Raw genomic sequence first — 18,476 nt, 5'->3', positions numbered from 1 at the left:
ATGTATAAATTAATGGAAAAAGAAGAAGAACTACTTATAAGGATGGGTTGGTCATTTATATCGATTACGAACGGAGATAAGAAGTTGATTTTACCGATTGAGCAAAGGATAGGAGAGCCCGATGTTACTTTGGTGCCGGAAGTAGGAGAGTTTAATGGGATTACGGCAAAACGTTTATCGGAAATTTTGTCAAGTATTTCATGGAATCGTGAAATTGATTTCATATTTGCTGATATGTCTTTGCAAGTAATAGACAAATCAGAATCAGACGTTCAACCAGGTACTGTAGAAAGTACTGAAGGTGGGGAACAATTTTTATCATTAGATTTGTTTAATCCAGAAAATGAAATTAGTAAAGAAGATGTAAAGCAGGCTTGGATAAATTTAGAAGAGCGATTCGCCGAGGCTGCTGAAGGCTTCGTTACGATTTATACCCATGCTTTTTCTGAAAATAGTGTTTTTAATAAAATTACAGTACCAACACTATTGAATAATGAAAAAGTAACTTTAAATTTTGTTGAAAATCATCAAAATGGATAGTTTTACGAGTAGGAATGGTAGATTATGGGAATTTAGTTACATCTCATAAAGGTGCAATCGAAAAGACAGGTTGATATATGAATTTCTTAAGATTGTTAAAGCAAAATAATAAGTTAAGCATTAAAGAAACTGATAAAGAATTTCTGCCTATTGTACGAGATTCAGAAAAAAGAAAGATGTTTAATTGCTTTTTATTGCGAAAAATGGAAGTTTTTATGGGTGTAATAATAACTTTGTTGTAGATTATGAAGCAAACTCATTCAATGAACTTTTATTTAAAGTTATGAACTGTGTCAGGATAACACCTGAAATACTAGAGGATGAGTAATTAATAATATGGGTAGAACAGAGAATATGAATTATGAAGAAATAAGAGATAACGTATATTTTAATTTTGAAGAATATATTGATGAAATGGATTGGACTGTTGCTCAGGCTACTTCAAAATCAATTGATGATTACACTGGATTAATAAATTTGAATACATTTGTCATGTATGCTCATTTTATTCGAATGGGTATTGAAAGCTTGAACAGAGGACAAATAGCTGATTATTTACTTGAAAAGTTGAATAACATTGATGAAGTTATCTCAAATCTTGAAAATCCAGAGCTTGATTTGCTAAAGGCAGATGTTCTAGTTTACAAACAATTATTGGAGAAAAAAGAGTATGAGATTGTAGAGACCAGCCTTGATACAAAATATAGAGTAGACTACATTTTAAGTATTAAACCAGAGGACTGGTTTAATACTTAAAACAGTGAAACACCTCGGAATTTGACCTACCTAAAAAGTTAGACTATAAGCTAACTTTCAAGAGTTAAGTCATGTTCGGGGTGTTTTTTGCTGGCATAAAAATGTAAGTGAATAGCTCTAAAACCCTTGGATTTTCTTAAATAATTGCAGCTAAAATGTTAAAATAAAATAGGATTAATATTATTGGTTATGAATTTAGATAGGATTCAGATAAATATAAGGTGATGAGGAAATGTGTCAAATGAAAATTTTAATGTAACAACGAAATACAACGAAAAGATTATTTAAAAGAGGGACAGGCAGAAACTTATTTTCCGGATCAGCCAATTAGAATCAGCTTTAAAAAGCTACCTGGAAAGCAGCTTCTTTTTACTAAAGAAGGAAAAGAAAAAAGCAAGTGGGTATTACCGGAACAGCTTTTTTTAAGCGTTCTTTTGACCGCAGGATTCACTTTTTTTGAAGAAATCATGGCTGTTTTTCCAGTGAACTATGGCATAGAGAAAAAACAAATTGAAGTATTACTTGAAACATTCTAGCGAGTGAAGGGAAAAAATCAGACGGTCTAGATTATCATTAATATAGCGAAATAATTAAACTAAATATTACGGATATTAAATCTATATTTTCTGATTCAGGACAAAGAGGGGCAAAAAATATGAATAATGAAGATGGTAGTATTTTGATTGGAGATATACGGATTTATCCATTTATGGAAGAGCAACATTTTATCCAGCTGTTTAAGGAGCTGTTAAGAAGAGATAATTATTCTGGTGTGAAAATGTTGAATAAGCCAGTTCTTATTTCAGGCTTATTCTTTTGGTTTACCGCTGTATTTAAGGAAGATACGCTCAAAGGAATCAATTTATCTAATGCAGATAAAAATCTTCAAAATAGTTATGCTGACTGGTCAAATGAACGCAATCGGTTAAAGCGGTTGAGCCATGATACTTGGTTGGAAGAACAGCTTGGAAAACCTTATGAAAAGACTGCTACAGCCATTATATTCAAACGAAGTTGGGGTGAAGTGACTTCTTATACTGATATGAAAGGCGGCGGTGTTGAAATCAGCCTCTATTATAAATAGTTATTTGTATATGTTGTTTTTAAGAAAGCAGGAGAGGGAATGTTGTAAATATAACCCCAATATCGTTCACCTAAAAAAATAAAAACCAGAAAGACTTCGTATATTAATGACGAAGCCTTTTTTGTATGAAAAATTAAAGTAGCGAAATGATTGGAGGAAAACAGCAATGATAAAAAAACAACTGATGGTACTATTGATAATTTTAATGGGGATGGCAGGAAATGTTCCTATTGTGCATGGTATGGAAAGTGGAATAGAGAGTTCAAAGGAAATGGAAATCCCAAGTTCTAATGGGGAGAGTGGAACCGTTTATACTGATACTACGAATGAACTGATTGTAGAGCAATCTTTAAGTCCTACCAATGAATTTTCTGATGGGGTAGAGTCAGGAGTAGCAGTAGAGCCAGAAGCAATTGAGTCGTCAGTTATTGAAGAGGAGACAAAAACTACAGAAGATGAAACAACGGGAAGCAGTATATTAAATTATGAGGAAAATCAATGGTTACCTGAGTCAATTACCATTGAAAGAACGAATGAAACTGAAGTATTTATTCAAGAAATCGGCGAGCAGGCCCGTAAAATAGGTCAGGAATATGGTTTGTACAGCTCAGTGATGATTGCACAGGCAATTTTGGAGAGCGGATCTGGGAATAGTCAGCTTAGTCAAAGCCCTTATTATAACTTGTTTGGAGTGAAGGGAGCTTATAATGGAAGCTTTGTTGCATTTCCTACCTATGAAGACGATGGCTATGGCAGTTGGTATCAGATTGAAGCTGCATTCAAACGCTATCCAGGTTATGAGGAATCTTTTCAGGATTATGCAGTACTTTTAAAAGAGGGGACTGACTGGAACCCTTTTATCTATCAGCAAGCATGGAAAGATTCTGCACAGAGCTATCAAGAAGCAGCAAAAGCGTTAACAGGAGTCTATGCGACAGACATTCTCTATGATCAAAAATTAATTGCTCTAATAGAAGCTTACGAGTTAATGAACTATGATTTACCGGAATCAGTGATAACAGATTTTGGCAGAATTGTATCAGAAGAAAGTGTGGACAGTGATTTTATCCAGTATTTTGGTGAAAACTATGATGGAGCAGAATACTATGCGTTTGGTAATTGTACGCAGTATGCCTATAATCGGGTGAAACAGTTAGGAGGGTATCTGGATGTAGACATGGGAAACGGCATGGATTGGGGGCAGACGGGAGCTGTAAGAGGTTATGAAGTTTCCCATCATCCAGCTGCTGGAACTGTGGTCAGCTTTCAACCAAGAGCTGCTGGGGCAGATGCTGTTTATGGGCACGTTGCTTTCGTAGAGCATGTCTACGAAAATGGCAGCATCTTGCTTTCTGAAATGAACGTAATCGGTTTGAATGTAGTCTCCTATCGAATAATAGATAAAGTAAATGCAGACACCCATACTTATATTATGCCTAAAGATTTTTCCCCCAATCAATTAAGCGTAGAATGAAGGCTGCTTTCAGATAGCTTCACTCACATAAGAAATAGGTAAACTAATTTTTTCAAACTTTACCGTTTATAGCGTATAATAAATATGTAGTGGATTTTTAGAAAGGAAGGATTAATACTATGACTTTTGAAAAAACCAAAGAACTGGCAAACGGCAATAAAATTCCTCGGCTTGGACTAGGTGTCTGGCGAGTAGAAGATGGAAATCAAGTGATTGATTCTGTGAAGTGGGCATTAAAAGCAGGGTATCGCTTGATTGACACAGCAGCTGTTTATAAAAATGAAGAGGGTGTAGGAGAAGGGATTCGCCAATCTGGTGTTCCAAGAGAAGAAATCTTCGTTACAACCAAGCTGTGGAATGCCGATCAAGGCTATGAATCAGCACTAAAAGCATTTGATGAAAGCTTGAAAAAATTAGGTCTGGATTATGTGGATTTATATCTAATTCACTGGCCTGTGAAAGATAAATATAAGGACTCGTGGCGGGCAATGGAGGAAATCTATGCCAGTGGTCGCGCAAAAGCCATCGGTGTCTCTAACTTCCATCAGCACCATATTGAAGACTTAATGACTAGTGCGAAGGTTAAGCCGATGGTTGATCAGATTGAACTGCATCCAACCTTGACGCAAGAACCCTTGCGGGCATTTTTGAAAGAAGAAGGCATTGCTGTTGAAGCATGGTCTCCTCTGGGTCAAGGAACAATTTTAAAAAATGCTGATTTAATTGAAATTGGAGAAAAATACGGAAAAACAGCAGCGCAGGTAATTATCCGCTGGCATCTGCAAAGTGATATTATTGTGATTCCTAAATCTGTTCATGAAGACCGGATCAAAGAAAACTTTGATGTGTTTGATTTTGAATTAAGTGAAGCAGATATGAAGAAAATTGACGGATTAAACAGTAATGAACGACTAGGTGCTGATCCAGATAATTTTAACTTTTAATTAAAGAACAGCTGGCGAATCATAGCCAGCTGTTTTTCTCTATTTTACTATGTTGTGTCAGCAAAAAAAATTGCCGACATCTTTTTGAATAGTTAAAAACAAAAAAATTAAATAACTGATTGATAAAATAAAATCTTCAAAAACAAGTGGGAATCAAAAAAAGATTTTTCCAAAAATAAAAAAACTTAAAACAAAAACAGCTGGTTTTGTTTCAAGTTTTAAGGTTTCATTCAGTTTTTTAATTCTATAAAAGCAATTAAATGTAGAACTATTTTATAGTTCATTAACGAAATAGTCGAAAAGTCCTAGTTCTTTTGGTTCTTTATGAAAAATCAATTCAGGATGCCATTGAACGCCCAGTATGCGGGAATCCGCTTGTTTTCCTTCCACACCTTCAATAATTCCGTCAGCAGCTCGGGCGGTGACAGTTAAATCAGGAGCCAATGTATGAATCGCCTGATGATGATAAGAGTTAACTTGATAATGCTCTCCTAATAAGCGGCTCAATATACTGCCTTTTTCAGTTGTAATAGAATGTGTAGGAAATTCAGGAGCAGTTGGTTCTTGGCTGTGTTTAACTTTCCAGTCTGAATACTGAGAAAGATCTTGATATAAAGTTCCGCCCAGAGCAACATTCAGTAGCTGTGTTCCTCGGCATACGGTAAAAATGGGCTTTTTCTGCTTTATTGCTTCTGAAATAAGTGCTAATTCAAATTTGTCTCTATTTTTATTTGTTTCCTCAAGCTTGGGATGTGGTTCTTCACCGTAAAATTCGGGAGAAACATCTTGACCGCCAGCTAGTAAGAGTTTATCGATTTTTTCAATATATGCGGAAGCTGATTCAGGTGCCCCGATTGGCAACACGAAGGGCAGACCGCCGGTTTGTTGAACACCAGCAACAAATCCCTGTGGGGTGTAGGATACCTGATTGCCATGAAAAACGTCAGCAGCATGAATCAGCTGGTTTCCAGCAATTCCGATTATTGGTTTTGTCATCTTATCACTCCTTTATTCTTTCTATTTCTTATTCTATCATTTTTTTCTGAAAAGGCTATTGAAGCGTCTCAATCCCAAGAGCAATGAGATTTGTTTCAGAAAAAGTATAAAAGAAGACAGGAAAAAACAACCAGCATTGATTTATTTTTACTCAGCAGTCAGTTATTTATTTTTTAGTCTAAAAGAAATAGAGAACCGGCTTCTATTTCTGCCGGCTCTCTATTAATCTGAACAAAATAGTGAGACAAAAGGATTTACCAGTACTAAACTGCAGCGAGTAGCAGCAAGAATAGTTTTTTCAAAGATAAGTCGAACGTCTCGGCATTAAGTTTTTTGTCATAGACTCAAAAAATAGCTGTAATTGGCTTAATATTTCGTACGGATAACTTCAACTTTGTATCCATCTGGATCAGTAATAAAGAAGTAAGAAGGAGGTGTTCCAGGTAAACCCTTCATATCTGTTACGTTAAAGCCAGCAGCTTTTTGTTTTTCATGAAGTGCTTCAATGTCATCTGTACTGATAGCAATATGTCCATAGCCGTTTCCAAGATCATAAGCTTCGTGGTCATAGTTATACGTTAGCTCAAGTTCATAATCATCGCCTGGTAAGGTTAAGTAGACCAAAGCAAATTTATGTTCGGGGAAATCACGTCGGCGGCTTTCTTCAAAGCCAAAAGCTTCTTTATAAAATGCTAGTGAAGCATCCAAATCCTTCACACGAACACAGGTATGTGCCATTTTCATTGATAAATCATCCTTTCTATATAAAACGAATAAATAGGTAGTCCTTCTCTTCAATACTAGCATAGACCACTAAAAATGATAAGTTTTTGCTTGTTCATTAGAAATTTCTCATGTAAAATTAAAGGGATTAAAAGGAGTTGTTTCTATGAAAATTCCCACTTTTGGAGAAAAATTAAATCAGCGGGAGTATAAAACAAGATTAGGGGCTTATATTATTGTCACTAGAAATGAAGAAAAAGAAATGGTGCTGATTCAGGCGCCGAACGGGGCTTATTTCCTTCCTGGGGGAGAGATAGAGGAAGGGGAAACAAAAGAACAGGCGATTGATCGAGAGATGCTTGAAGAGTTAGGGATTAAAGTTGAAATCGAAAAGTACTTAGGTCAGGCGGATGAGTATTTCCATTCCCGCCATCGTAGTACAGATTATTATAATCCGGGGTATTTTTATGTAGCAGCTCAATGGCAGCAGCTGAGTGAACCACTGGAAAAATGCAATACGATTCGCTGGGTTTCTATTACAGAAGGCACGGAGCTTTTAAAACGCGGAAGCCACAAATGGGCAGTAAAAGAGTGGCAAAAGCAAAACCAAGAATAAGATTCAAGCAAAATAGCTGAGCGTATGTCTGAATTCTAGTCAAATAGACAGGAGTTCGTGCATACGCCTTTTTAATTGGTTATGAATATAGGACAACAATCAATTTCCAGACGCTTTACATGTCTAAATCCCAATAAAAGGTCCTTCTTCAGAAATAAGCCGTACTATACGAAAATGCTACATTTTCAATATAATACGGCTTATTGCTTGAAGCAAAACACTTTTGGCCCAAACTCACAAAGACCAGCTGTGTTCGTAAGGTTTTCTAAAAGTAAAGAAGGACTTATAGAATGAAAATTTTTTAGGAAATCCTACTTTTTCTTAATCCAAGTATTTAAATAAAATTTCTGCAACACCATCTTCGTCATTAGAGGCCGTTTCAACTTGAGCCGCCGCTTTAACGGAGTCAGTTGCATTACCCATGGCCACACCAATACCAGCAGCTTCAATCATGGAAAGATCATTTTCATTATCTCCAATCGCCATAGTTTCTTCGATAGGAATATTCAAATGAGCAGCTAATTTTTTCAATGCGTTCCCTTTGCTGGCTTCTTTATTTAAAATTTCGTAGTAGAATTCAGTGCTTTTCACAGTTGTGTATTTTTCTTTAAAGCATTCAGGAATTTTACTGATTGCTTCATCAAGTATTTCAGGTTCATCAATCATCATCATCTTTATAGCTTTGATTTCCGGTGTGATTTCTTCAACTGAACGGTAGCGTAGAGGCATATCGACTAGATAAGCTTCATGTACCGTGTATTTTCCAATATCACGGTTAAAGGTATAGATGGACTGCTCATCGCTCATATGAAGATGAACATTGAGTTTTCTCGCCATAAGCTCAATCTCAAGAAAATCTTCGTAGGGAAGAGAATATTCCGAGATTACTTCTTTTGATTTTGTCGCTTGTACCAGAGAGCCATTATACGTGATGACATAATCATTTTCTTTATAAAGATCCAGCTCCTGTAAAAAATTTTCCACTCCAGGAATTGGGCGGCCCGTACATAATACAATGTAAACACCCTGATCGTTGGCTTTTTTTACTGCTTCTTTTACACGAGGAGTAATCTCGCGATTAGAGTTCAATAGTGTCCCGTCGATGTCAATTGCTACAAGTTTAATAGTCATAGTGTCCTCCTGAGTATTTAGTTCTTTTCAATAATTGCACCATTGTGTATAAAGGATTGAAATTCATGGTATGTCTCTTCAAATAAATCCAGATGCTGCTGCTTGGCAGGCTGAAGCATTTCTTTAGGGAAATAAAAGCGGTGATCCCCTTGACCTTGTCCGGCTAACGCTGCAACCAGCTGGCTAACCTTTGATAGTTCGATAAGTGTGCCGTCTTTTTGAATAATTTCTATCTGAGTCCGGTGACTGTTTTTTTCAGGGCGATAAAAATCATAAGGTAAGTCATAGCTGGAATTAATAGCTGTATAGTATTTGGGATTAAATCCGACTTTTTCTATCAAGTTCTTTAGATGTTCAATTGTCTGATCAGCTGTTCCAGTTGAAAAAGTAGCGGATTTCAACGGTTTTCTTTTCAGAAAACGGTTAGTTAAATCAGTTAGAACCGAGTCCCCCAGCTCGCTCCACTGAGTAAAATACGTACTTAGTACGCCGTCATCCAGTTTTAGGTATTCCTGCAGGGTATAATCACCTTTGAAAAAAGGAACAAGCAGGCGGGAATGTAAGAGATAGTCCTCTGGCTGCTCTTCGTAGAGCTCCTTCGCCCGATGCAGCAGATGATCCAGTATAACCTCCATCCCTCTGGAAACAGGATGGAAATAGACCTGAACATACATTTGATAGCGGCTGACAATATAATCTTCAACAGCATGCATGCCGTTCATCGTATAGGCAATTCCGCCTTTATAGGGACGAATAACTCGAAGGATACGAGTTAAATCAAAAGTCCCGTACTCTGTTCCTGTAAAATAGGCGTCTCGAAGCAGATAGTCCATTCGATCGGCATCAATTTGACTGGAAATCATTTGAACAACCTGAGGATTCGGATATTCCTTCGTAATGACGCTAGCCACTTTTTCTGGAAAATCCGCTGAAACACGGTTTAAAATCTGAAATACTTCTGTTTCAGGAGAAGTAATGATATCAACTGTAAATTTTTCATGGTCCGTCTGAAAAATATGCTCAAAGGTATGGGAATACGGACCGTGTCCTACATCATGAAGCAAGGCGGCACATAAGGCAACCAAACGTTCTTCATCATTCCAGCCATCTTCACCGATTTGTTCAACAGAGTAATTCCGCTGAAAAATATCACAAATTCGGCGCGTAATTTCATAAACACCTAAGGAGTGAGAGAAACGGCTGTGTTCTGCTCCATGGAAGGTCAGAGAGGAAGTTCCCAGCTGCTTAATGCGGCGCAGTCTCTGAAATTCACTGGAATCAATCAAATCTAATATGACTTGATGCTGTACATGAATATAGCTATGTACAGGATCTCGAAAGACCTTTTCAATAGGCAGATATTGATTTTTATAAGAATAAGGCATTCGTTTCCTCCTTTAGTTGTTGATTGCGCTGGACCATTTTTTCAAGCTGCTTGTGATAATCCTCTGAAAAATCAGCGAGTGCCGTCCACGATTCAAGCGGCTCTTCATGTAAAGATTTTCCAAAGTGTTCTTCAAAGGAAAATAAAAGTCTGTTTTTGACTTCTGCAACAGTTAATTCCTCCCCAATTAAAGTACCCAGATTTTCCATGACTGTTGGATCAACAGCCGGATAGCCGTTTTGTCCAAAACCATCTTTCAAAGCGGCTTGGTAAAATTGACGAACGACTTCACCACGCATCAGTTGATTTCCTTCAACACTTAGGTAGGCCATAACAGCAATACCGTTTTTTACACGCCGCTGAGCAAGCCCGGCAAATTTTTTCCCGTCAATACTTAAATCAAAGGTTCCAGGGCAGTATGAAGAGCTTATTTCGTACGCTTCAATGCGCTTTTCTTTTGTCTGAAAGGCTGAAGCAATCCAGTCAGACATGATGAGATAGGCTCTATCGATGGTCAATTTGTGTTCTGGGGGATTCGGCAGAATCAAAGAGAGATTTAAAACACCTTGATCGGCAATAACGCCCAGACCGCCGGAATTTCTGATTACTGGTTGATAATTATGCTTCATTAATGCAGCTATTCCCTCGGAAAAATGAGGGACTCTAGTGTCCTTCATCCCTAAAATCATGGTCTGACTGAACTGCCAAAAATGTAGAATTGGTTTTTGCTGCTTTTCGGCAAAAGCGGTTAATGTATCTGTCAAAGCGAAAGGAACCAGTGTATCTCCAGAAGAAAGAATATTCTGATCAAGCAGAGCAACTGGCTGGCTGAAAAGGAGCCGGTTCAAATTAGTCATAAGTGTCATCATCCTGTTGTGTTTTTGAAACGTATTTTTTTACTTCTTTATTCATCTGTGAATACTCATTGCTGAACCTGACTGGTTTGCTGAGCAGCCGCATCGGCATAGAGGATAAGAAGCGGCTGAAATCTTTACGAGCTTCCTCTGTTAGCCGTCCAGGTTTGGAAACCAGACGTTCATATAAATAATGATAGAACTCTTTCATTGCATCAATATCAATACTCATTTTATTGTGACACTCTTCGCATTCAATACTGGAAATGACTTCATTCAGGTATTGGATGTCATGGAGTGTTTCTTTTTGGCAATGCATGCAGAAGAGCATTGCTTCTTCATCATGAAACAACATTGTTTCCACCCCCGATTTCTATTATAAACTATTTATAGCAAAAGTCTTGTAGTAAAAGTATAAAGAAACTTTTATTTTTCTTAAGATAAATAGAGAATTTTTCCAGTAGTCTTGCCAGAATAGTGAGAAACAGCTAAACTGTTTACATATGATTTACTCTAGAACAAATGTAAAGATATGGTTAATAGCTAAGCGTCAGCTAAAAGAGCAATGGCTGTTATTCAGGCATGTATACATTCCATAAAGGATTTGTATTAAGAATGCGTTTCTTTGTTTAGGCTATGGACAAAAGCCATTGCTCATAAAATGAAGATCTTTACAAAAATTCAGATAAATAAAATACATAAAGAATAAGGGGATAGGTATGATTCATCCAATCGATCAGTCAGAAACATCAACAGTTCTTTCAAACGGCAGTTTAGAAAGCTATCGGAAGATGTGGGAGATACGAATATTTGAGGAGGCTGTTCAACAGCTTTTTGACAGCGGACAGATGTATGGTACGATGCATCTTTGTATCGGTCAGGAGGCCACCGCCGTTGGCGGTGCCGGTATCTTACGTCAGGATGACTGGATGCTTTCTACTCACCGCAATCATGGACATGCTATTGCCAAAGGAACGGATCGCCGTGCAATGTTGGCCGAAATGCTGGGGAAAGCAACTGGGACAAACAACGGAAAAGGCGGCAGTATGCATATCGCTGATTTAGCGGTGGGAAATCTTGGCTCAAACGGAATCGTTGGAGGGAATTTTCCGATTGCAGCCGGGGCGGCTCTTAGTGCTGTGATGAATAAAACTAACCAAGTTGTTCTATGCTACGCTGGTGACGGTGCCACAAATGAAGGCAGCTTTCATGAAGCACTGAATCTAGCCTCTATTTGGAATCTGCCGGTTATTTATCTAATTGAAAACAATCAGTATGGAATGAGCAGCTCTATTAAGCAAATGGTAAATGTAGACAGATTGTCAGTACGCGCAGAAAGTTACGGAATAGAGGGACTCACGATTAATGGGAACGACTTATTTGAAGTGAGCCGGACAGTTAAAAGCGCAGTTGAAAAGGCCCGTAGCGGCAAGGGACCGACCTTAATTGAAGCGATTACCTATCGTTATAAGGGGCATTCTAAATCAGATAAGCTTGTTTATCGTTCAGAAGAAGAATGCCGCTATTGGATGGAAAATCACGATCCGATTTTACGGATGGAAAACTATTTATTAAAAGAGAAAGCAGCTAGTCTAGCTGAATTACGCGGGATTCAAGCTTCGGTGCAAAAGGAGACGGATGAGATGATTCGTTCAGTAGCAGCAGATCCAGAGCCTGACTTGAATGAGTTATGGCAAGACGTCTATCAGGAAGGAACGATTGGAAAATGAGAGAGATAACCTATCTTGATGCTGTCAATGAAGCGTTGGATGAAGCGTTAGCGCTGGATGAAACAGTATTTCTTCTGGGAGAAGACATTGGCGTATACGGTGGCGGATTTGGAGCGACCAAGGGACTTCAGGAAAAATACGGACCTGAACGGGTGCGGGATACACCTATTTCTGAGAGTGCCATCGCAGGAGCCGCTGTCGGTGCTGCAATGACTGGCATGCGTCCAGTAATGGAGCTGCAGTTCTCTGATTTCATCACAGTGGCAATTGATCAGCTGGTCAATCAGGCTGCCAAAATTCATTATATGTATGGCGGTAAAGCCTCTGTACCTATGGTGATGAGGACAGCAGGCGGTTCAGGTACAGGAGCGGCAGCACAACACTCGCAAAGTCTGGAAAACTGGATGGCACATATTCCTGGCTTAAAAGTGATTCAGCCTTCTAATGCGTATGATGCAAAAGGACTGCTTCACGCAGCGATTGAAGACAATAATCCAGTGATGTTTTATGAACATAAATTATTGTATAAAACAGCCATGGCTGTGCCAAAACAAAAGTACAGCCTGCCGATTGGCGTAGCAGATGTTAAGAGGCAAGGACAGGATGTGACTGTAGTTGCAACAGGAATCATGGTGGATAAGGCCCTGACAGCCGCAGAACAGCTGGCTAAGGAAGGGATTCAAATCGAGGTCGTTGATCCGAGAACTTTGGTACCATTGGATAAAGAAACGATTCTTTCTTCAGTTATGAAAACACGCCGTGTACTGGTTGTAACAGAGGCTGTGAAAAACAGCGGTTTTAGTGCGGAACTCACCGCCGTTATTGCCGAGTCAAAAATCAGCCGTGAGTTGCTTTATCCTATTGTCCGCTTAGGCGGCGAGTTTGTGCCAATGCCTGCACAGCAGAAGCTGGAACAAAGAGCTGTTCCCCAAGTGGAAACCTTGGTAAATGAAATTCAGAAAATGATGAAGGAAAGCGGCGGAATCGAATGAAACTTAGTGAAGACCGCAGGAAACTGTTGAAGATTGTCACGCTGTATTATGATTCTGGTTTAACGCAAGCGGAGATTGCAAAAAAGATGGCAATCTCACGACCGGTTATTTCTAAAATGTTGCAGCAGGCAAGAGAAGAGGGAATGATAAAAATCTCAATTCGAGATGATTCTGCCTATGCTGTCAAGCTTAGTTTGAAGCTGGAGGAATACTACGGCTTGGATGAGGTTATTGTGGTGCCGGATAACGAATACACTCCTGCACTTAAAATAAAGCAGAAGGTTAGTGAAGCAGCCGCTGATTATCTGGGAAGCATCTTGACAGAGCACATGTCGATTGGGCTGTCTTGGGGAACGACGCTGGCAGATATGATTGATGCGCTGCCCTTCTATTCTTTTCCTACAGTGAACGTTTGTCCACTAGTTGGGGGTGTCTCCAGCGAGCATTTATACTATGACACCAATCACTTGGCTTTCCAGCTATCGGAAAAGCTGAACAGCCGCTGTCAGTATGCCTATATCCCGGCTTTAGCAGAAAGCAGAGAACTGGCAGAAAGTCTGAATCAGAGCAGGCTGCTGAACACCGCAATGGATTTTGCCAAAAAAGTAGACTTGGCGATTATCGGTGTGGGCAATCCGATTAAGCATTCTACTTGGAATCAGCTGGGATATTTCACCAAAGAGGATATCAATAAGATAACAGAAGACGGCGTCAAGGGAGATGCAGTAGCCTCCTTATTTGACAAAAATGGTCAGACAGTGAACAATACTATTAGCGAGCGGATGCTTGGCATCAAGGTCGAGGATTTGGCTAATATTTCTCGGGTGATGGTCATCGGAAGCGGAAAGGAAAAAGCCGAGAGTATTCGTCCTTTGTTAATCGGAAACTACTGTTCAATATTAGTAACTAATCAGACCACCGCTGAATTACTGTTGTCGTAGAGAAAAAGTTGCATTTTACTTTGTTCTGGTTATAAAATAAATATACGCATAAAATGATTGATTTTATAAAATTTAGAGATTAAGGTGTTTCTTGTGTAAAGAACTAAGTGGGCTGAAGCTAGAGTCTATCAGTTTGAAAGCACGCTTTAGTAAGGCAGATAAGCAAGTTCAAGAGTCTCAAACCTATCTGCTTAAGAAATAATATGCTTAATCATCGTACTGGAGGAGTGTTTCTTATGGATTTAAAGCAAGGAACAGATATTTCGATTCAATTGAAAACAGAGGTAACCCAGGAAGGGGAAAAAAAGAATTTTTACTTTGATTTAACTGGTCAAATGGTTAAAATTGGTGATACGCTTTATATCCGTTATAAGGAAGAACAAGAGGATGGCGAGCAAGTCCCTGTGACAATCAAAGTAGAACCAGATGGCAAAATCCAGCTGATTCGCGCTGGAGACTTGCGCATGCGTTTGAAATTCGGCTATCGTGAACATTTAGAAACAGCTTATCGTACCCCGTACGGACTATTCCAAATTACGACTTATACGCATAATTTGAGGTTCAGCTTAAAGGACCAGCCAATTTCCGGTTCAATTGTTATTGACTATGATTTATCTTCGCAAAATGCAAAAATTGGCGAGTATCATTTAGAATTGGAATTTACTGCGTAATTCTTAAAGAATCAATTGCTTTTTTTTGCTTGTTTTTGTATGATAAAGAGTAGACTGTGAAAGGACGTGTACCGCTTGGAAATTAATGTATTTGAAGGATTGAATAAAAACGAGTTGTCCATGATTGAAGTTGCTCACGCAATTTTGGAACAAAAAGGAGATGTCATGGATTTTTCCGACTTGGCTAATGAAATCCAAAACTATCTTGAAAAGTCTGATAGCGATATTCGTGATTCTCTTGCGCAATTTTATACTGACTTGAATATTGATGGAAGTTTCATCTCTCTAGGCGACAACCAATGGGGTCTTCGTTCATGGTATCCAATTGATTCAATCGATGAAGAAGTAACACATGGCTTGGATGAAGATGAGGAAGATAAACCACGTCGTAGAAAACGCAAGAAAGTCAATGCATTTATCATGGATACAAATGATGAAGATGCCATCGACTATAATGATGACGATCCGGAAGATGCGGAATTAACTGCAGATGACGATGATGATATCGATATTTTATATGAGGATGAAGAAGAAGAGGACGATGAAGAAATCAAAGCCTACAATAGTGATCTTCAGGAAATCGGAGCGGATGAGGATGCAGATGATGACTTATCCAGTATTGAAGAAGATCTGACAATCATCGATGATGAAGATGTAGACAGTGATTTTGATGATGAGGAAGAAGACGAATATCCTGAAGAGGAAGAATAAAGCGAAGTTAGATGTTTATTCTTTACTTGAAGGACGTTTCGACTTGTCGCTTGTGGATGATTGAGTTTTATTCATACGCTAAATAGTAGTATCGTTTATTCAGCTTTTAAGGACTGGAGCATAGTCAGCATGACTATTGTTCTAGTCTTTTTTTAGCAAAACGAGGTTTAAAAGAGCGGGCGTTTATAATAAAAAAATAAATAGTTGCATTTTCCTATTTATATTATATAATTTCTTATATAGAAAGGGTGAGGCTGATGAGCGAAGCGAAACCTTATGGAACTGTACTGATTAAAGCGGCAAAAATTATGGATTATCTGGCAGAAAATCCCAATCACTCACTGCAGGAAATTGCCAAAAATACTGAAATGACAGCTTCAACAACAATCAAAATATTAGATACCCTAGTGCTGATTGGTTATGTTCAGAAAAATGAAGATAAAAGCTATCGTCTAGGTTCTAAGCTGATACGCTATGCAAACCAAAGATTGGAGCAGCTGGATCTGGCAGAAATCACTTTGCCTTATCTTGAAAAGCTGCAGGCGACAATTGATGAAACGATTCATTTAGGGATACTAAATGATAATGAGATATTATATATCAACAAGCTGGAGCCTAAGCATCAAACGATTCGCATGTCTTCTAAAGTCGGGATTACTCGTCCGTTGTACAGCTCAGCAATGGGGAAAGCAGTACTGGCGAAATTTTCCGATGAGGACTTTCAAAGCTATTTGTCTGATCATGTACTGACGCCATATACGGAAAATACAATTACTAATCCTTTAAGATTAGTGAAAGAGCTGGATGAGGTTCGGCGTTCAGGTATCGCTTTTGATGATGAAGAAATGGAAATGGATATTTTTTGTATTGGTGCTTCTCTTGAAAAGGAGCAGCAGATTATCGGAGCCTTCAGTGTTAGTATGCCGAAATACCGCTTAAATGAAGAAGCAAAACAAATGATTATTCAAGCAGTTTTACAAACAAAGGATGCCTTGGAGCGAGTGTTAAAAGGAAAATAGAGTATAGAGAGGGAGAGACGTCAAAATCTCCCTCTCTATTTTATTGTTTTTAAGCAGCTGTAAAATAGCGGGATAAACATTTTTTATAAGAAATCTGTATAAAAAACGTTTGCATTTTCTTTTTTTCTATGTATAATGAAAGTAAGAATTTCCTAATAATAAAATATAATTTCCGAATAAGAAAAGAGTGGTTATTTTGAAAAGAGTTAACATTCTTCAACGTTTAGAAAATGCAGGTGTAATTGCTGTTGTTCGAGGAAAGACAAAAGAAGAAGCAATTAAAGCAAGTCACGCAATTGTCAAAGGTGGTATGTACGGTTTGGAGCTGACCTTTACTGTTCCACGTGCAGATGAAGTGATTAGAGAGCTGTCAGACCATTATAAGGATTCGCCAGAGGTTGTGATTGGAGCTGGAACAGTTCTTGATGCTGTAACTGCCCGCTTGGCAATCATGGCTGGAGCTGACTATATTGTAAGCCCCTCTTTTGACCGCGAGACTGCAGAAATCTGTAATCTTTATCAAATCCCTTATTTGCCGGGCTGCATGACAATTACCGAAATGAAGGAAGCCCTGAAGAGCGGTGTAGATATTATCAAGCTGTTTCCTGGAAGTGCTTATGGACCGAGTATCATTTCTGCATTTAAGGCACCAATGCCTCATCTTAATATCATGCCGACAGGCGGAGTTAGTCTTGAGAATATGGCAGACTGGTTTAAAGCTGGAGTAGTGACAGTAGGGGTTGGCGGTAATTTGCTGGCACCAGCTGCGACAGGTGATTTTGAAAAGGTAACAGAAGTTGCTGCCGAGTATATGGCGAAATACCACGAAATCAAAGGAGCATAGCTATGGGAAAAGTTGTAACCCTAGGAGAAATCATGCTGCGCTTGTCTACTGATGGTGGGATTCGCATCGCACAAAGCGAAGGATTTTCTGCTCATTATGGTGGCGGAGAAGCGAATGTTGCTGTTTCATTGGCTAATTATGGACATCAGGTTTCATTTGCCAGCAAAGTTCCGGCAAATGGACTGGGTGAAGCGGTAAAAAAACACCTTAATCGTTATGGAGTAGATACCTCGGCATTACTGAGCGGTGGTGCCCGACTGGGAACCTACTACTTAGAATCAGGAGCAGGAGAACGGGCTGCCAGTGTGATTTACGATCGTGCCGGGTCGAGCTTCGCAACGATGGAAACCAGTGAATGGGATTTGCAGAAATTGTTTGATGGTGTAGACATTTTTCATGTATCAGGCATTACGCCTGCACTTTCTGATTCATGGAAGCAATTAACTCTTGAACTAATTACTAGTGCTAAAAATGCTGGTTGTAAAATTAGCTTTGATGTGAATTATCGAGGAAAGCTGTGGAGCAGAGAAGAAGCTGGTGAAACGATTCGTCAAATCCTGCCATATGTAGATTATTGTTCTGCCGGGAATCTGGATGCTCAGCATTTTCTGGAAATTCCAGCATATGATAAAACTGCTGATGAGGAAGAAACCATTTACTACTATCGAAGTATGCAGGAAAAATATCCCAACATTTCTGTTTTTTATTCCACCAGACGAAAAGTCCATTCAGCAAGTGCCAACGAGTTGATAGGAACTCTTTGGGCAGCTGGAACCTACTATGAATCCCAATGCCACCAAATCAATCCAATTATCGATCGGGTTGGTGGAGGAGATGCTTTTGCTGGCGGAGTTCTCCATGGGCTGCTAAGCAGCTACGACTATCAGCAGGTGATTCGTTTTGCTACAGCTGCTTCAGCATTGAAGCATACGGTTCACGGCGACTGCAATCAATTTAGCTGTGAAGAGGTTGAAAGCTTTCTTGCGGCAGGTTCAGGTAAAATTGTTCGATAAAATAACTAAGCATTTTTTCTTTCAAAAGATTGAATGCTGCTAATTAAAGGAAG

At 38.8% G+C, this 18,476-nt stretch carries 20 protein-coding genes; 14 read left to right on the top strand and 6 right to left on the bottom strand.

The features are described 5' to 3' along the window. The 5 genes from AC1Z3K_RS00420 (at position 1) to AC1Z3K_RS00400 (ending at position 4,798) form a co-directional block, all read left to right on the top strand. Positions 1 to 540, top strand: coding sequence for a hypothetical protein (locus AC1Z3K_RS00420; protein ID WP_461731463.1), 540 nt, complete (start codon positions 1 to 3; stop codon positions 538 to 540). Positions 541 to 876: 336 nt separating this feature from the next. Next, entirely contained in the window at positions 877 to 1,296 is a 420-nt protein-coding gene (locus tag AC1Z3K_RS00415; protein WP_461731462.1) for a hypothetical protein, read from the top strand. 655 nt (positions 1,297 to 1,951) lie between these two features. Beyond that, positions 1,952 to 2,380, top strand: coding sequence for a hypothetical protein (locus tag AC1Z3K_RS00410; RefSeq protein WP_461731461.1), 429 nt, complete (start codon positions 1,952 to 1,954; stop codon positions 2,378 to 2,380). 166 nt (positions 2,381 to 2,546) lie between these two features. Beyond that, on the top strand, positions 2,547 to 3,854 hold the full coding sequence (locus AC1Z3K_RS00405; protein WP_461731460.1) for a glucosaminidase domain-containing protein: 1,308 nt from the start codon (positions 2,547 to 2,549) through the stop codon (positions 3,852 to 3,854). Positions 3,855 to 3,973: 119 nt separating this feature from the next. Then, a complete protein-coding gene (locus tag AC1Z3K_RS00400) occupies positions 3,974 to 4,798 on the top strand; it encodes an aldo/keto reductase (protein WP_426081744.1) in 825 nt (274 codons plus the stop codon). Between the two features lie 273 nt (positions 4,799 to 5,071). Here the strand turns inward: AC1Z3K_RS00400 and AC1Z3K_RS00395 are convergent, their stop codons facing one another. Beyond that, positions 5,072 to 5,794: a gamma-glutamyl-gamma-aminobutyrate hydrolase family protein gene (locus tag AC1Z3K_RS00395; RefSeq protein ID WP_461731459.1), complete on the bottom strand. Its 723-nt coding sequence runs from the start codon at positions 5,792 to 5,794 to the stop codon at positions 5,072 to 5,074. Between the two features lie 366 nt (positions 5,795 to 6,160). After that, the gene (gloA, locus tag AC1Z3K_RS00390; RefSeq protein WP_426081742.1) at positions 6,161 to 6,538 is read right to left on the bottom strand and encodes a lactoylglutathione lyase; all 378 of its coding nucleotides are present in this window, start codon (positions 6,536 to 6,538) and stop codon (positions 6,161 to 6,163) included. Positions 6,539 to 6,683: 145 nt separating this feature from the next. On the opposite strand from gloA, the gene AC1Z3K_RS00385 reads away from it, so the two are divergent. After that, entirely contained in the window at positions 6,684 to 7,133 is a 450-nt protein-coding gene (locus AC1Z3K_RS00385; protein WP_426081741.1) for an NUDIX hydrolase, read from the top strand. 321 nt (positions 7,134 to 7,454) lie between these two features. On the opposite strand, the gene yidA is transcribed toward AC1Z3K_RS00385, so the two are convergent. From yidA to AC1Z3K_RS00365, 4 genes are read right to left on the bottom strand one after another with little or no spacing between them, the layout of a single operon-like run. Beyond that, positions 7,455 to 8,264, bottom strand: coding sequence for a sugar-phosphatase (yidA, locus tag AC1Z3K_RS00380; protein WP_461731458.1), 810 nt, complete (start codon positions 8,262 to 8,264; stop codon positions 7,455 to 7,457). A gap of 17 nt (positions 8,265 to 8,281) precedes the next feature. Further along, positions 8,282 to 9,649, bottom strand: a complete 1,368-nt coding sequence (locus AC1Z3K_RS00375) for an HD domain-containing protein (protein ID WP_461731457.1) — start codon at positions 9,647 to 9,649, stop codon at positions 8,282 to 8,284. Then, complete coding sequence (locus AC1Z3K_RS00370) at positions 9,633 to 10,505, bottom strand: lipoate--protein ligase family protein (protein WP_461731456.1); 873 nt, start codon at positions 10,503 to 10,505, stop codon at positions 9,633 to 9,635. Before AC1Z3K_RS00370 ends, AC1Z3K_RS00375 begins: the two co-directional genes overlap by 17 nt. Then, complete coding sequence (locus AC1Z3K_RS00365) at positions 10,498 to 10,857, bottom strand: hypothetical protein (protein ID WP_426081737.1); 360 nt, start codon at positions 10,855 to 10,857, stop codon at positions 10,498 to 10,500. The genes AC1Z3K_RS00370 and AC1Z3K_RS00365 overlap by 8 nt, the downstream gene beginning before the upstream one ends. Before the next feature lie 364 nt (positions 10,858 to 11,221). Here AC1Z3K_RS00365 and AC1Z3K_RS00360 point away from each other — a divergent pair, with 364 nt between their 5' ends. The 8 genes from AC1Z3K_RS00360 to AC1Z3K_RS00325 all read left to right on the top strand — a co-directional run bounded on the left by AC1Z3K_RS00360 (position 11,222) and on the right by AC1Z3K_RS00325 (position 18,423). Continuing rightward, positions 11,222 to 12,232 carry a thiamine pyrophosphate-dependent dehydrogenase E1 component subunit alpha gene (locus AC1Z3K_RS00360; protein WP_461731455.1) on the top strand — a complete coding sequence of 337 codons (1,011 nt, stop codon included), beginning with the start codon at positions 11,222 to 11,224 and terminating at the stop codon, positions 12,230 to 12,232. Further along, positions 12,229 to 13,224 carry an alpha-ketoacid dehydrogenase subunit beta gene (locus AC1Z3K_RS00355; protein WP_426081735.1) on the top strand — a complete coding sequence of 332 codons (996 nt, stop codon included), beginning with the start codon at positions 12,229 to 12,231 and terminating at the stop codon, positions 13,222 to 13,224. Before AC1Z3K_RS00360 ends, AC1Z3K_RS00355 begins: the two co-directional genes overlap by 4 nt. Next, the gene (locus tag AC1Z3K_RS00350; RefSeq protein WP_426081734.1) at positions 13,221 to 14,165 is read left to right on the top strand and encodes a sugar-binding transcriptional regulator; all 945 of its coding nucleotides are present in this window, start codon (positions 13,221 to 13,223) and stop codon (positions 14,163 to 14,165) included. Before AC1Z3K_RS00355 ends, AC1Z3K_RS00350 begins: the two co-directional genes overlap by 4 nt. Positions 14,166 to 14,401: 236 nt before the next feature. Next, positions 14,402 to 14,836: a YwiB family protein gene (locus AC1Z3K_RS00345; protein WP_426081733.1), complete on the top strand. Its 435-nt coding sequence runs from the start codon at positions 14,402 to 14,404 to the stop codon at positions 14,834 to 14,836. A 75-nt stretch (positions 14,837 to 14,911) separates the two neighbouring features. Then, complete coding sequence (gene rpoE, locus AC1Z3K_RS00340) at positions 14,912 to 15,547, top strand: DNA-directed RNA polymerase subunit delta (protein ID WP_426081732.1); 636 nt, start codon at positions 14,912 to 14,914, stop codon at positions 15,545 to 15,547. Positions 15,548 to 15,804: 257 nt separating this feature from the next. Then, positions 15,805 to 16,566: an IclR family transcriptional regulator gene (locus AC1Z3K_RS00335; protein WP_426081730.1), complete on the top strand. Its 762-nt coding sequence runs from the start codon at positions 15,805 to 15,807 to the stop codon at positions 16,564 to 16,566. Positions 16,567 to 16,762: 196 nt separating this feature from the next. Further along, positions 16,763 to 17,410 (top strand): bifunctional 4-hydroxy-2-oxoglutarate aldolase/2-dehydro-3-deoxy-phosphogluconate aldolase, encoded by a 648-nt coding sequence (locus AC1Z3K_RS00330; RefSeq protein WP_461731454.1) that lies wholly within the window; start codon positions 16,763 to 16,765, stop codon positions 17,408 to 17,410. Positions 17,411 to 17,412: 2 nt separating this feature from the next. After that, a complete protein-coding gene (locus AC1Z3K_RS00325; RefSeq protein WP_426081727.1) occupies positions 17,413 to 18,423 on the top strand; it encodes a PfkB family carbohydrate kinase in 1,011 nt (336 codons plus the stop codon). Positions 18,424 to 18,476 lie beyond the last annotated feature (53 nt).

It is taken from the genome of Enterococcus sp. LJL128, from assembly GCF_056924295.1.
Note: the sequence above shows the minus strand (reverse complement) of the source record. Positions and strands in the feature narration are given on the sequence as shown.